Annotated in this window: 12 protein-coding genes; 4 read left to right on the top strand and 8 right to left on the bottom strand. The window is 62.8% G+C overall.

Features of this window, described 5'->3' with window-relative positions; translation table 11 throughout:
• The first annotated feature begins 10 nt into the window (after positions 1-10).
• Positions 11-1,240 (top strand): NnrS family protein, encoded by a 1,230-nt coding sequence (locus AWB76_RS19340; protein ID WP_061161759.1) that lies wholly within the window; start codon positions 11-13, stop codon positions 1,238-1,240.
• A 458-nt stretch (positions 1,241-1,698) separates the two neighbouring features.
• On the opposite strand, the gene oxlT is transcribed toward AWB76_RS19340, so the two are convergent.
• From oxlT to AWB76_RS19305, 7 genes are all read right to left on the bottom strand, one after another.
• The gene (gene oxlT, locus AWB76_RS19335) at positions 1,699-3,012 is read right to left on the bottom strand and encodes an oxalate/formate MFS antiporter (protein WP_096031330.1); all 1,314 of its coding nucleotides are present in this window, start codon (positions 3,010-3,012) and stop codon (positions 1,699-1,701) included.
• Between the two features lie 347 nt (positions 3,013-3,359).
• Complete coding sequence (locus AWB76_RS19330; RefSeq protein WP_061161925.1) at positions 3,360-4,802, bottom strand: OprD family outer membrane porin; 1,443 nt, start codon at positions 4,800-4,802, stop codon at positions 3,360-3,362.
• A 217-nt stretch (positions 4,803-5,019) separates the two neighbouring features.
• Positions 5,020-6,003 (bottom strand): murein tripeptide/oligopeptide ABC transporter ATP binding protein OppF, encoded by a 984-nt coding sequence (gene oppF, locus AWB76_RS19325; protein WP_061161757.1) that lies wholly within the window; start codon positions 6,001-6,003, stop codon positions 5,020-5,022.
• On the bottom strand, positions 5,996-6,982 hold the full coding sequence (locus tag AWB76_RS19320; RefSeq protein WP_061161756.1) for an ABC transporter ATP-binding protein: 987 nt from the start codon (positions 6,980-6,982) through the stop codon (positions 5,996-5,998). The genes oppF and AWB76_RS19320 overlap by 8 nt, the downstream gene beginning before the upstream one ends.
• Before the next feature lie 3 nt (positions 6,983-6,985).
• Positions 6,986-7,876: an ABC transporter permease gene (locus AWB76_RS19315; RefSeq protein WP_061161755.1), complete on the bottom strand. Its 891-nt coding sequence runs from the start codon at positions 7,874-7,876 to the stop codon at positions 6,986-6,988.
• Between the two features lie 11 nt (positions 7,877-7,887).
• On the bottom strand, positions 7,888-8,808 hold the full coding sequence (gene oppB / locus AWB76_RS19310; RefSeq protein WP_061161754.1) for an oligopeptide ABC transporter permease OppB: 921 nt from the start codon (positions 8,806-8,808) through the stop codon (positions 7,888-7,890).
• A 39-nt stretch (positions 8,809-8,847) separates the two neighbouring features.
• Complete coding sequence (locus tag AWB76_RS19305; protein ID WP_063936363.1) at positions 8,848-10,485, bottom strand: peptide ABC transporter substrate-binding protein; 1,638 nt, start codon at positions 10,483-10,485, stop codon at positions 8,848-8,850.
• A gap of 435 nt (positions 10,486-10,920) precedes the next feature.
• On the opposite strand from AWB76_RS19305, the gene AWB76_RS19300 reads away from it, so the two are divergent.
• Positions 10,921-11,850, top strand: a complete 930-nt coding sequence (locus AWB76_RS19300) for a LysR substrate-binding domain-containing protein (RefSeq protein WP_061161753.1) — start codon at positions 10,921-10,923, stop codon at positions 11,848-11,850.
• 15 nt (positions 11,851-11,865) lie between these two features.
• On the opposite strand, the gene AWB76_RS19295 is transcribed toward AWB76_RS19300, so the two are convergent.
• Positions 11,866-12,333 carry a VOC family protein gene (locus AWB76_RS19295; protein WP_061161752.1) on the bottom strand — a complete coding sequence of 156 codons (468 nt, stop codon included), beginning with the start codon at positions 12,331-12,333 and terminating at the stop codon, positions 11,866-11,868.
• Positions 12,334-12,497: 164 nt separating this feature from the next.
• On the opposite strand from AWB76_RS19295, the gene AWB76_RS19290 reads away from it, so the two are divergent.
• Together AWB76_RS19290 and ggt are read left to right on the top strand one after the other, a co-directional pair.
• Complete coding sequence (locus AWB76_RS19290; RefSeq protein WP_061161751.1) at positions 12,498-13,259, top strand: SDR family NAD(P)-dependent oxidoreductase; 762 nt, start codon at positions 12,498-12,500, stop codon at positions 13,257-13,259.
• 67 nt (positions 13,260-13,326) lie between these two features.
• Entirely contained in the window at positions 13,327-15,060 is a 1,734-nt protein-coding gene (gene ggt / locus AWB76_RS19285; RefSeq protein ID WP_061161923.1) for a gamma-glutamyltransferase, read from the top strand.
• Positions 15,061-15,123: the final 63 nt, after the last annotated feature.

Here is a 15,123-nt window from a genome sequence, read left to right as displayed (position 1 = left end):
CGAGGACATCATGAAGATCGCAGAGCCCGACACCGTTTTCGTCGCGACGCCGCAAAGGCGCTCACCGGAGCATCGGCCGCGTTTTGCGCTCTTCGATCTCGGCTTCCGGCCGTTTTATGTGTGCGGCGCGGCATTCGGCGCGCTCGCGCTGACGGTGTGGCTGCTCGTGCTCTCCGGCGTGCCGTTGTCCGGCGGCTATCTGCCGCGAGCGGATCCGATCGGCTGGCACGCGCACGAGATGGTGTTCGGGTTTGCGGCGGCGATCATCGTCGGCTTTCTGCTGACCGCCGTGCGCGCGTGGACCGGGCGCGACACGGCCAACGGCGCGGCGCTCGCGTCGCTCGTGCTGTTGTGGCTCGCCGGGCGCGTGCTCGTGTGGAGCGGACCCGTGCTGCCGGCCGCGATCGTCGATAGCGCGTTCCTGCCCGTCGCGGCGACGCTGCTGTTGCGCGTGCTCGTCAAGGCAGGCAACCGGCGCAATTACTTCATCGCGGTCGTGCTGCTCGCGTTCGGCGCGCTGAACGCAGCCTTCCACGGCTTCGCGATCGACGCGCGCCCCGATCTCGCGATGCGCGCCGTGTACGCATCGGCGGGCATCGTCGTGTTGCTGGTCAGCGTGATCGGCGGACGCGTCATTCCGATGTTCACCGCCAACGCCATGCCCGGCTTCGTCGCGCGGCGCTGGCGTTTCGTCGAACTGAGCGTCGCGCCGCTTACGCTCGCCGCGTTCTTCGCGGATGCCTTCGCGCTCGATCGCGCGTTCGTCGCGACGCTCGCTTGTCTGGCCTGCGGCGCGCATCTCGCGCGGATGATCGGCTGGCGCTCTTATTCCGTGCGCGGACGGCCCATTCTCGCAATCCTGCATCTCGCCTATGCATGGTTGCCGCTCGGCTTCGCGCTGCTTGCGCTCGCGTCCACCGGATGGATGCGCGTGCCGCACAGCCTCGCGATGCATGCGTTCGCGGCGGGCGCCATCGGCGGCGCGATCATCGCGATGATCACGCGCACCGCGCGCGGGCATACGGGGCGGCCGCTCGTCGCGGACAAACGCGATGTCGCGTGCTACGCGCTCGTCATGGCGGCGGGCGCGCTGCGCGTGCTCGGTCCGCTCGTCGCATTTTCCTGGCTTTCGACGTGGATTCTCGCCGCGGGTATCTGCTGGGTGCTCGCGTTCGCGCTGTATGTCGCGGCTTATGCGGCGCCGCTTGTCAGGCCACGCGAGGACGGCAAGCCGGGCTGAGACCGCGACGTTTTTTGACATCGGCGTGCGCCGCTTCAGCGAGAATCGCATCCGCCTTTCCCGATTCCGATGTCACCATGAAGCACCTTCGTTTTCTTTGCGCCGCAACGGCGCTCATCGTCGCGTCCCTCGCCCTTTCCGGCTGCGGCATTTTCGGATGCGCCGGCTTTGCCACCAACGGCGGTGGTTTCGGCGGCTGCAGCGTCGGCACGCGTTTCTGAGTGGCGGCCCCTCCCGATGCGGGGCTCGCTTGCGCCATCTCCTGAATAATCGCGCCCTACCCGCGCCTGCGGGGTTGGTCCACGCGTCGTGCACGAGGACACTATGTCCACGGGAACGAATGACGGGATAAGGAGCGAGGAGACCACCCACCGGCGACACAGGAAAACGCGCATCCGCAAAGCGTCAGTTCGAAAACCGGAAACGGGCGACACGCCGGGTCGCCCGCCCTGCCTGCGTCACTCCTTCACTGGCGTGTACGACATGTCAAGCGACGCGGCGCGCGCGTGCTTCTGCGAGTGCGCATTACGCATCGGCTTGAGCACGAAGAGCGCGAGCAGCGCCGATATCGCCGCCATCCCTGCCGCGAGCATGAACACGGCATGCCAGCTTCCGGTCATCGTCGTGATGACGCTGGAGAACGGCACGAGCAACGCCGCCGTGCCCTTCGCCGTGTAGAGCAGGCCCGCATTAGTCGCGGCGAATTTCGGACCGAAGGTATCGCCGCATGTGGCCGGGAAGAGACTGTAGATTTCGCCCCACGCGAAGAACACGATGCCCGTCAGCACGACGAACGCCACCGGGTTATGCCCATATTTCGACAACGCGACGATGCCCACCGCTTCGATCGCGAACGCGACGAACATCGTGTTCTCCCGTCCGATACGATCCGATACCCAGCCGAAGAACGGCCGCGTCAGGCCGTTGAGCACGCGGTCGATCGTGAGCGCGAAGGTCAGCGCGGGCAAGGTCAGGCCGAGTATCGAGACGGGCGAATCGTGCAGGCCGAAGTCCTTGGCGATCGGTCCGAGCTGCGCGGTCGCCATCAGGCCGCCGGCGGCCATCATCACGAACATCAGGTACATGACCCAGAAGATCGGCGACTGCAGCACCTGCTTCGGACTCGCGTTGTAGACGGCGGCCTTGACCGTGTTCTTCACGTTCGCGAGCAATTGCGCGGGCGGCGCATAGAGCGCCATGCCGAGCAGGAACACGACAAGTCCCTGACCGAGACCGAACCACAGGAACGTCGCTTCGTAGCCGCTCGACTTGATCATGTGGGCGATCGGCACGACGGTCGCAGCGGACCCCATGCCGAAGCCCGCCGCCGTGATGCCCGCGGCCAGTCCGCGCCGCGCCGGAAACCACTTGAGCGCATTGCCGACGCACGTGCCGTAGACCGCGCCCGCGCCCACGCCGCCGACAGCGGCCGCGAAGTACAGCAGCGGCAGCGACGACGCCACCGAGTTGATCGCCCAGGCAATCGCACATAGCAGGCCGCCGCCGACCACGACGGGACGCGGCCCGTATTTGTCGACGAGATAGCCTTCGACGGGCACGAGCCATGTCTCGGTCACGACGAAGATCGTGAACGCCACCTGAATAGCCGCGCGGCCCCAGTGATACTTCTCGTCGATCGGATTGACGAAGAGCGTCCAGCCATACTGCATGTTCGCGATCATCGCCATGCAAATCACGCCGAAAACCAACTGCACCCACGGCGACGCGAGGCGCGACGCGTTGTCTTCGCGGTCCATCTGGCTCATTCCCATGCCTGTCTCCTTGGCAAATCTGCCTTGTGTATGCGGACGCCGAACGGCGCCTCCTGCGACGCAATTTCATGCTGCGTCGCATATACACAGTATGTGATATATCAAGTAAGTCAAGCGAAAGAAATGACGGGGTTTTCACTAAGAATTGCAGCCTTCGTAAGCGCATGAAAGCTGCAGTGCGCGCGGATTGCGCAGACGAAAAAAAGCCCGGCAGAGGGAGACCTGCCGGGCGACGAGCGTGGGCGAGACATGGCAATCCGCAGCACGCCCTCTCTTTATAATTGAAAGTTCAACGTAATGTAAACGGATATCTTTGTAGGGTTTACGCCTGCGGCGTCTGCCGCCGTTTAGAAGACGTTGACAGGCACGTTCACCATCAGGCGATACACGTTGCTCGTGCCGTCCGGATAGTACGCGCTGTTGCTGTGATGGTGCATGTAGTAGAACTTGACCGACGTGTTCTTGAACTTGCCGTCCGGCACCGTGTAGCCCGGGATGATGCCGATTTCGTAGTGCGTGCCGCTGATCGGCTTGCCGTTCACCAGATAGTTTGCTGCCTGGGCGCTGCCGCCATTCGCCATCGCGCTGCCATCGGCGCCCCAGCCGTATGCGCCCCACAACGAGACTTTGAGACCAGGAACGCCGTACTCCTTCATGTTGAGCGAATAGGACAGGCTCACGGATTTTTCATGCGGCTGGTTGTAGTCGACGTCGAGCGAATTCGAGAGATAGTCGCCCGCCGACTGACCCATGTAGTCGAACGTCTGATCGCTGACGATCTGCTGGAACGCGAACTGCACGGTGTGCGCGCCGTGCGTGCCGGCAAGCGCGAGCGAATACGCGTTGTTGTTGATCGCGCCCTGACGCTTGTCGCCGATCGCGCCGGTGTAGTAGTAGTTCAACGATCCCGTCCAGCGGATGCTCTTCGGATCGCCGATGCTCTGCGTCGCCGTCAGGTAGTACTGTTGCCACACGTTGTTCGCGACGCTGCCGTAGAGCGTCACGGCCGTATCGTCGCCGCGCGTCCAGTCGCCCCCGAAGTAGGTGAACTGCGACACGTGCGTGCCGCCGTATTCCGTCGTGAGGCCGGTGACGGTGGTCATGCCACGGGCGATGACACCATCGACCGTGCCTGCCTTCAGCGTCAGATTCTTGATCTCGTCGCTCGCGAGCGAGAAGCCGCGATACGTCGGCGGCAATGCGCGGTTGTCGTGCGGCACGAGGAACGGGTTATCGAAGAGCTGCTGACCGTATTTCAGCACCGTATTCGACACGCGCGCCTTCACGTCCCACACGCCGGGATAGGCCCATGCGAGCTGATTCGCGCCACTCGGGTCGCCGCTCGACGACACATGCACGCGATTGCCCGCACCCTGCCCGCCGTTAAGCTTGAACGCGCCGAAGAGCGACACGTCGCCGCCCAGCCCGATCAATCCCTTCGTATAGCCCGATTCGAATACCGCCTGCGCGCCGAGCACCCACGCATCCTTTTTGCCCGCGCCCTTGAATTCGTCATGCTCCGTGAACGAGCGGAACAGCAGATTCAAATGCGAATCCTCGATAAAACCCTTCGCTTTCGCCTGACTGCTCACGGGCGCATCGGCTTCCGTGTTGGGCGGCGAATCGGGCACCATCTCTTTCTGGCGCGTGAGCAGATTATCGTCGGCGGATGGCTGCTGTGCTTGCGCGGTCTGCACCGGCGCCTGTTGCGCGTGGACCGGAGCGGCTGCGGCGATATAAGCGCCGAAAAGCAAAATGGATAATGCGGCTGACGTTTTTTGTTTTTTCATGAAAAGTATCTCCAACTGACTCGACCTGCGGACTACCACTAAATAGGATTACGAACGGTTCCATGAAATGGAGCGTGCCGTCGATCACCAGGGATCGGCACGAACGGTTCGTTCGGGAAAGTGCTGCCGAAGAATGCGAAACGCCTTAACGCTCTTTTATGCCGGGTATGCAGTCACCTCGAATATCGTCGTTTTCTTAAAACCGTTGAACGTTGCGTCACGCAAACAGGCACGCCGCCGACGAGCCCGCGCCAAGCGTGCGCAATGCAGGCACTTCGCGTGCGCAACGGGCGTCGGCCATCGGACAGCGCGTATGGAAGACGCAGCCCGAAGGCGGATCGATCGGACTTGGAATGTCGCCCGACAGAATCTGCACGGTCTTCGCGCGTTCGACTGCGGGATCGGGCACCGGCACCGCCGACAGCAGCGCGCGCGTGTACGGATGACGCGGCGTGTCATAAAGCGCGTGCTTGTCCGCCAGTTCCATCACGCGACCGAGATACATCACCATCACGCGGTCGGAAATGTGACGCACCACGGCCAGATCGTGCGCGATGAAGATGAGCGCCAGCTTCATCTCCGTTTGCAGCGACTTCAGCAGATTGACGATCTGCGCCTGAATCGAAACATCAAGCGCGGACACCGGCTCATCGCAAATAACCAGCTTCGGCTCGACGATCAACGCCCGCGCAATGCCGATACGCTGACACTGCCCGCCCGAAAACTCGTGCGGATAGCGGTTGATCATCTGCTCGCGCAGGCCGACTTTCGCCATCATCGCGCGCACGCGGTCGTCGATTTCCCGCTTGCTCATGCCGGGCCGATGCTCGACGAGCGGCTCCGCGATGATCTGCCCGATCGTCATGCGCGGATCGAGCGATGCGAGCGGGTCCTGAAAGATCATCTGCACGTCGCCGCGCACGCGATGCCATTCGCGCGCCGAAGCGCCCGACAGCGGCGATCCCATCCACACGATATCGCCGCCCGTCGCGGGAATGAGGTTCAGGATCGCGCGCGACAACGTGGACTTGCCGCAGCCCGATTCGCCGACGACGCCAAGCGTCTCGCCTGCTTTAAGGTCGAAGCTCACGCCGTCGACGGCCTTCAGCGTGCGGCGCGCCGCCCACGGCAGACGGTTCTTCGACTTCACCTGGAAATGCACGCGCATGTCGCGCACGGAGAGAATCGTCGCGTCAGACATGGCTCGCTTCCTTCTTGATCATGTGAACCGGACGATGGCACGCCCGCAGCCAGCCCGATCCGATGGCCTTCAGCGCGGGCGCATCGATGGCGCATTCGTCGCTGGCATCGGCGCAGCGTTCGTGGAATGGACAGCCCGCCGGCGGATGCGCCATGTTCGGCGGATTGCCGGGAATGCCGGTCAGTTCGCCGCCGTCATGATCCAGACGCGGCAACGCGCGCAACAGACCGACGGTGTATGGATGCGAAGGCTTCGCGAACAGCGTGTTCGCATCGCACTGTTCCATCACGCGGCCGCCGTACATCACCATCACTTTTTCGCACAAGCCGGCGACCACGCCGAGGTCGTGCGTGATCAAGACGATCGACGTGCCGAAGTCGCGTTGCAGATTGCGCAGCAGTTGGAGAATCTGCGCCTGCACGGTGACATCGAGCGCGGTGGTCGGCTCGTCGGCGAAGAGCACTTCGGGCTCGCACAAGAGCGCCATTGCGATCATCACGCGCTGGCGCATGCCGCCAGACAGCTCGTGCGGGTACTGCCCGATGCGATGCGCGGCCTCCGGAATACGCACGGCTTCGAGCATCGAAATCGCGCGTTTCTTCGCTTCACGTCGCGTGACGTTCTTGTGCAGTTCCAGCACTTCCGTCATTTGCCGCTCGATCGTGAGATACGGATTGAGCGAGCTCATCGGGTCCTGGAAGATCATCGACAGGCGATTGCCGCGAATGCGGTTCATCGTCTTGTGCGGCATGCCGATGAGATTCTCGCCGCGATACATCGCGCGACCGCTCGCGCGCCCGTTCGATGCGAGCAGCCCCATCATGGCGAGGACGCTCTGGCTCTTGCCCGAGCCCGACTCGCCGACGATGCCGAGCGTCTCGCCCTCTTCCAGCGTGAAATTCACGCCGTTCACGGCGCGCACGGAGGCGTCGTGCGTCCGGAATTCGACTTGCAGATCGTTGACTTCGAGTAGCGGCATGGCTCACCTGTCCTTCGGATCGAGCGCGTCGCGCAGCCCGTCGCCGACAAAGTTGATGCAGTAAAGCGTGACCGAAAGCAGCGCCGCCGGGAACAGCAGAATCCACGGCGACGCCTCCATCACGCCGACGCCGTCCTGAATCAACACGCCCCAGCTCGTCATCGGTTCCTGCACGCCGAGTCCGAGGAACGACAGCACCGATTCCGTGAGAATCACGCCGGGCACGGTGACCGTCGTATAGATCGCGACGATGCCGAGCAGATTCGGCACCACATGCCGCGCGATGATGCGTCGCGTCGGCACGCCGATCGCACGCGCCGCCTCGACATATTCCTTCGAGCGGATCGAGAGCGTCTGGCCGCGCACGACGCGCGCCATGTCCATCCACGAGAAGATCGTGATGGTGATGACGACGAGATAGAACTCGCGGCCGAGCAGCGTCACCATCAGGATCGCGATGAGCAGATACGGAATGGCGTACATCATGTCGACGATACGCATCATCGCGTTATCGACGCGCCCGCCGACGAAGCCCGCGATCGCGCCCCACACGATGCCGAGCGTCACCGACGTCAGCGTGGCGAGCGCGCCGATCATCAGCGACACGCGGCCACCGATCAGACAGCGTACGAGCAGATCGCGGCCGGTATCGTCGGTGCCGAAGAGATGCCAGTTGGCGAGCGTGGGCGCGACGCTCGTCGCGTTCCAGTCGGTCGATTCGAAGTCGTTCGGCAGAAGCCACGGCCCGATGATGCACGCGAGCGTGATCAGCACGAGCAGCGCGAGACTCACGACCGCCGCCTTGTTGCGCAGGAAACGCGCACGCGCGTCCTGCCACGGGCTGCGGCCCGCGACCGCTTTTTCGAGCATCGGTGCAAGAGATGCAGATTTCATCGCGCGCCTTCTCAGTAACGGATCTTCGGATCGAGCCACGCATACGCGAGGTCGACCAGCAGGTTGAGCAGCACGGCCACCACCGTGACGAGCACGACGAGTCCGAGCACGAGCGTGTAATCGCGATTGGCCGCGCCGTTCACGATCAGCTTGCCGATGCCCGGCAGCGAGAACACCGATTCCGTGACGACCGCCGCCGTGATCGACGAGATCGCGAGCGGCCCGATCACCGATACGACCGGAATCAGCGTCGGCTTGAGCGCATGGCGCAGCACGATGGTGCGCATCGGCAGGCCCTTTGCACGAGCCGTGCGGATGTAGTTCGTGTTCAGCACTTCGATCAGGCTCGCGCGCGTCACGCGGCCGACGGTTGCGACGTTGATCATCACGAGCAACGCGATGGGCAACGCCATGTAACGCAACTGGAAGTCGTTCCAGCCGCCGGCGGGCAGCCACTTCAGCAGGATGGCGAACACGAGGATCAGCACTGGCCCGAGCACGAACGACGGGAACGCATTGCCCGCGTTACTGGCGAGCATGAGCACGTAATCCGCCATGCTGTTGCGACGCAGCGCCGCCGCGATGCCGAGCCCGACGCCGATCACGATGGCGAGCAGCATCGACACGCCGCCGATCGTCAGCGACACCGGCAGCGCGCGCAGCACGAGATCGTTCACGCTCCAGTCGGCATAGCGGAACGACGCGCCGAGGTCGCCGTGCAGGAGGCCGTCGAGATAGAGCAGATACTGCTTCCACAACGGCTCGTCGAGGTGATACTTCGCTTGCAGATTCGCAAGCACTTCCGCCGGAATCTTGCGCTCGCCGTCGAACGGACCGCCCGGTGTCGCGTGCAACAGCAGATAGCAGATCGTCACGACGATCAGGAGCGTCGGCAGCGTGAGCAACACGCGCCGCAACGTATAAGACCACATGAGCGTTCCCCTTCGCTTAGGTCAGCAGAGCCTGCGATGTCAGTGCTTGACGATGTAGAGATCCTTGCTGTGATAGCGGTCCATCGGATTCTTCAGCGAATAGCCGCCGACGTAGCTCTTCACGAGGCGCGGCAGGCCGTATTGCAGCAGCGGCAGCATCGGATAGTCGTCCATCGCGAGTTTCGCGGCCTGCGTCTGCAACTGAGCGCGTTTCGCCTGATCCGTGGTCTGATTCGCTTCCTTGACGAGCGCGTCGGCCTTCGGATTGCAGTTGAAGTTGTCGTTCTGGTTCGAGCCGCATTGGACGAGTTGCAGGAACGTGGTCGCGTCGTTGTAGTCCGCGACCCAGCCGTTGCGGGCGATCTGGTAGTCGCCGTCATGGCGCTTCTTGAGCAGCACCTTGAACTCCATCGACTCGATCTGCGTGTCGAGGCCGAGCTTCGATTTCCACTCCGACGCCACGAAAATGGCCATCTTCTTGTTGTAGTCGCTCGTGTTCATCGCGAAACGCAGCTTCGTGCCGGGCTTCACGCCCGCCTGCTCGAGCAGCTTCTTGGCTTCCTCTACGCGCTTGGCCATCGGCCACGACGCCCAGTCGTAAGTCGTGACGTCCGCGCCGACCACGCCCTTCGGCAGCACCGAGTAAAGCGGGACCTGACCATCGGCGGTGACGCGCTGCGCGAGCAGATCGCGGTCGACGACCATCGAAAGCGCCTTGCGCACGCGCACGTCCTTCATCAGCGGATCGCGATTATTGAAGCTGTAGTAGCGCGTGCCGAGAATCAGCGAATTGCGCGCATCGCCCGGGAACTGCTTGACGTATTTGGCGTAGGTGCCGGTCGGCATCTGGTACGTCATGTCGTTTTCGCCGGACTGAAACAGCTTGACGTCCGTGTTCTCGTCTTCCACCGGCAGATAGGTGACCTGCGTCAGCTGCACGTTCGCCTTGTCCCAGTAGTTCGGGTTCTTCACCATCACGATCTTGCTGTTGACCTGCCAGTCCTTCAGCTGGAACGGGCCGTTGCTCACGAGATTGCCGGGCTTCGTCCAGTCCTTCCCGAACTTCTCGACGCTCGCGCGATGCGCCGGCGCGAAGTTCGGGTTCGACATCAGTTCGGGCAGAAACGGAACCGGGCCGGATGTCTTGATCTCGACCGTAGACGCATCGACCGCGCGCACGCCGAGCGTGCTGACCGGCTTCTTGCCGGCGGCGACTTCGTTGCCGTTCGCGAGGAACACGCCGAAAACGTTCGCATACGACGACGCCGTTTTCGGATCGACGAAACGCTGGATGCCGTAGACGAAATCGTTTGCGGTGACGGCGTCGCCGTTGGACCAGCGGGCGTTCTTGCGCAAGTGGAAAATCCAGGTCGTCGCGTCCTTCTGCTCCCACTTCTCGGCCACGCCCGGCACGACGGCGCCATCGTTGTTTGTGGCCGTCAGGCTTTCGAACAGATCGGTCGTGAGGTTGTACGCACCTACGGATTCCACCATCGCCGGGTCCAGCGTCTCGGTTTCGGATCCGTTATTGCGCACGAGTTCCTGCTTCGCGGCGAGCGTGATGCCCGAAGGCACGAGGGCGGCCGTCGCGTTCAGTGTGGAGAAAGCGAGCAGCGCCGCGGCGGCGGCGAGCTTCGTGCGTCGGATCGATGCGTGGTGGACGGCAAAAAACGTCATGGGGAATCCTTCTCTTCGTCTCGATTGTCGGTTGTTGCCTTTCGTTTTGCTTGTAGACCTTCGTAGTCCTTCACGGATCGGCGTGTTTATCGCGTTCGAGATAAACAGCCGGCTCCGAAATGAGCAAATCTAACGAAAAGCTTTCTTGATGCTGTCGGCGTGCTGCGTCTTTTGTGCGTCGGCGCTTCGGTCCGAGCGCGGATTGCTTACGTGGACGCTTTCATTCTCGCTTCAGGCTGGCGGCGAGTATTTCGCATCAATAAGACGGATGCCACTCACATGTGCTTATAGTCACTAAATTTTTCGAATACTCGTTCAATTCGTTGGATAAACGCACTTGCGGCTTTCAGCGGCTCGACAGGGCTAAGGCAGCAAGTGCTTGTTTCCTATAAGATTGCGTCGCCGTATAACCGCCGCTCCAGAGCCGTCCGAAAGATGATCCGTTTCCGCCAGATCGAGGCATTTCGCAGCCTCATCATGACCGGCACCAGTGTCGGCGCAGCAAAAAAGCTTCACGTGACCCAGCCCGCGATCAGCCGCCTGATCGCCGATCTCGAAGCCGATCTCGGCTTCAGCCTGTTTTCCCGCATCGGCGGCCGTCTGAATCCGACGACGGCCGGCTTGCGTTTCTACAAGTCCGTCGAAGAGAACTTCCTCGGGCTGGAGCGTCTGAAACAGGTCGCCGCGATGATCCGCGAGGAAGCCTCCGACAGTCTCACGGTCGCCTGCATGCCCGTGCTCGCGACGACGCTCCTGCCGCCCGTGCTCGCCGATTTCACCGAGCGTCATCCCGGCGTGCCGATCAAGGTCGACTCCGTGAAAGTGCCCGAAGTGCTGGTGAACCTCCAGAACCACAAGGCCGATGTCGCGTTGAGTCTGGCGTTTCCGGCTGTCGCGGGCATCGAGGTGGAAACGCTGCTGAAGGCGCGCGCGTCGTGCGCGATGCCGGCCACGCACAAGCTCGCGAAAAAGAAGATCGTGCGCCCGGCCGACTTGCGCGGAGAAAGGCTCATCGGCTGGCTGCCGAATGCGCGCCAGCCGTATGAGGCGGAGCAGACGCTCATTTCATCGACGGAAGACCGGCCGCGCTACACCGTCTTCACCGATACTGCGCACACCCGCTACGCGATGGTCGCAGGCGGGCTCGGCATCTCGATCGTCGAGCCGTTCGCGGCGAAGGTCTGGCGCGCGCACGGCGTCGTCGTGCGGCCGTTCGAGACCGATATCGAATACGAGTACGTGCTGTCGTATCCGAGCAGCGGCATCCGCTCGGATCTCGTCGCGTCGTTCCGGAGTTCGGTGAAGCGCGTCGTCGAGCATTATTCGTTCGAAGCCGACGAAGACGCGCCGCTCACCGCGGACTGACGCAGCACGCGCGGCTCAACCGCCGAACAGCTTTTTCGCGCGCTCGCGCATCTGCTCGGCCGACACATCCTCGATGTGCGTCGCGACCCACCACACATGTCCGAAAGGATCGCGCAGCTTCCCGCCGCGATCGCCATAGAACTGATCTTCGACGGGGCGCAGGATCGTCGCGCCTTCGTCGGCGGCGCGTTGCGCGACTGCATCGACATCCGTGACGTAGAGATGCAGCATCACCGGCGTGCCGCCCACGGAAAGCGGGCCGATGGTGCCGTAATCGGGAAATTCGTCGCACAGATAGACGACGTTTCCGCCGATCGACAACTCCGCGTGACCGATACGCCCGTCCGGCTGCTCGATCCTGAACGTTTCGGTCGCGCCGAACACTTTCGTATAGAACTCGATGGCGCTGGCGCAGCCCGCCACCGCCATGTACGGAATCACGCCGCGACGGTCATGCGGAATCGGATCGACTTGCGAAGCCATGTCTGTCTCCTGGTGAGGGTGCGAGCGCCCTGCCCGCGCCTCTTTCGACACGCGCGCGCCGTGGATGGTGCCCGTTCCGGCATCGCCGCCGTACACGGTTTCGCGCTTCGTTTCATACTCTCGTTTGTTGCGCTCGCTTCAAACCCTATCCAAACGGAGCATTCATGCACGATCTGAAAGGCAAATCGATCCTTATCACCGGCGCGAGCACTGGCATCGGCGCGGCGGCGGCGCGAGCGTTCGCGCTATATGGCGCCAACGTCGCGGTGCACTACAACAGCTCGAAAGACAAGGCCGAAGAAGTCGCGAAGGACGTGCGCGCGCTCGGCGTCACGGCGATCACGGTCGGCGCCGACGTGCGCGATTCGAAGGCCATCGACGCCGCCGTCGCGCAGACCGTCGAAGCCTTCGGCAAGATCGACGTGCTCATCAACAACGCGGGCAGCCTCGTGCGGCGCGAACCGATCGCCTCCGCGAGCGACGAGCTCTTCGACGAGATCATGCATATCAACGCACGCTCGGTCGTCGCGTTCACGCGCGCGGCGCTGCCGTCGCTGAAGGACGGCGGCGGCGGCTCGATCATCAACGTGACATCGGTGGCGGCGCGCAACGGCGGCGGCCCGGGCGCGCTGCTCTACGCTGCGTCGAAAGGCTTCGTCAGCACCATCACCAAAGGCATGGCGAAGGAACTGATGCCGGATCGCATACGGGTGAACGCGGTCGCACCCGGCGTCATCCAGACGCCGTTTCAGGAGCGTTTCACGTCGCCCGAGCAGCTCGAATCGTTCCGCAAAATGATTCCGATGGGTTATATCGGCGAGCCCGACGATTGCAGCGGCGCGTTCCTCTATCTCGCATCGGAGGCGATGTCGCGCTACGTGACGGGCCAGATCATCGACGTGAACGGCGGCCAGCTGATGCCGTGATCGTCGCGCGAGACGTGGTATATAAGCGTAGATATTTTGTGAGACGCAATAAAGGAGAATGCAGGAGATGCTTTTGAAAAAAGAACCGCGCATCCGGTCCGTCGCACTCGGCGCCGTGCTCGCATCGGCGCTCATGACGGCGGGATTCGTCGAGACAGCGCCGGCTTACGCAAAAACCGCCGACAATCAGCCCGCGGTCCTCACCGCATCGGCCGTGGCGGTCGCCGACAAATACGCCGCCGACACCGCGGAACAGATATTCAAGCAAGGCGGCAATGCCGTCGATGCGGCCGTCGCGATCGCCTTCACGCTCGCGGTCACGTATCCGGAAGCGGGCAATATCGGCGGCGGCGGCTTCATGACGCTGTACGTGGATCATCGTCCGTACTTCCTCGACTATCGTGAGCGCGCGCCGCTTTCCGCCACGCGCAACATGTATCTCGACGACAAGGGCGAAGTCATCAAGGGCATGAGCCTTTACGGGCATCGCGCGGTGGGCGTGCCGGGCACGGTCGAAGGCATGTGGGAAGCGCAGAAGCGCTTCGGCAAGCTGAAGTGGAAGCAGGTGCTCGCGCCGGCCATCAAGTACGCGAACGACGGCTTCGAAGTCGACGATCAACTGATCCAGCGGCGCGACAACGCGGCGAAGGACTTCGCCGGCAAGACCAACTTCGACCTGTACTTCGGCGGCATGAAGGCGGGTCAGGTGTTCAAGCAGCCTGATCTCGCGAAGACCCTTCAGCGCATCTCCGACAAGGGCGCGAAAGGCTTCTACGAAGGCGAAACGGCCCAGCTCATCGCCAAATCGATGGAAGGCCACGGCCTCATCACCACGCGCGATCTGAAGGACTACAAGGCGGTATGGCGTCAGCCGATCACGGCGAGCTGGAACGGCTATCGCGTAATCACCGCGCCGCCGCCGAGCTCGGGCGGCGTCGGCCTCGTGCAGTTGCTGAAGATGAAGGCCGACCTCAAGGACAAGTTCCAGGACGTGCCGCTCGATTCCGCGCAGTACATCCATCTCGTGTCCGAAATCGAGAAACGCGTGTTCGCGGATCGCGCGCAGTATCTCGGCGATCCGGACTTCTACAAGGTGCCGGTCGCGCAGCTCACCAACGACGACTACATCCTGAAGCGCGCGCAGGAAGTCAATCCGGATACGCCTTCGGACACGAAGAGCGTGCAGCCGGGACTCGGCACGTCGATGCCCGAGAAGGCGGAAACCACGCACTTCTCCGTCGTCGACAAGTGGGGCAACGCGGTGTCGAACACGTACACGATCAATGGCTACTTCGGCTCGGGCGTGATCGCGGAAGGCACGGGCATCGTGCTCAACGACGAAATGGACGACTTCGCGTCGAAGCCGGGCGTGCCGAACATGTTCGGCGTCGTCGGCAGCGATGCGAACGCCATCGCGCCGAAAAAGCGTCCGCTTTCGTCGATGACGCCGACCATCCTCACGAAGGACGACAAGGTCGCGATGGTGATCGGCACGCCGGGCGGCTCGCGCATCTTCACGTCGATCTTCCAGGTCATCACGAACGTGTACGACTTCAACATGACGCTGCCCGAGGCCGTCGGCGCGACGCGCTTCCATCATCAGTTGCTGCCGCCGAACACGATCTTCCAGGAGCCGTTTCATCAGCTCGAGCCTGATGTCGTGAAGCAGCTCGAGGACAAGGGCTACAAATTCACGATGCAGGGCTTCAACGGCGACATCCAGGTGATCCGCATCGACGGCGACAAGCCCGAACCGATGTCCGATCCGCGCGGACGCGGCGTGTCGCGCGTGATCGAGTAATGCGCCGCACAACGGCGAGCGAGTAAAATAGCGGCCCGAACCGGACTAGGCGTTTCCCCTAGT

The organism is Caballeronia temeraria, from assembly GCF_001544795.2.
Lineage (GTDB): Bacteria > Pseudomonadota > Gammaproteobacteria > Burkholderiales > Burkholderiaceae > Caballeronia > Caballeronia temeraria.
Note: the sequence above shows the minus strand (reverse complement) of the source record. Positions and strands in the feature narration are given on the sequence as shown.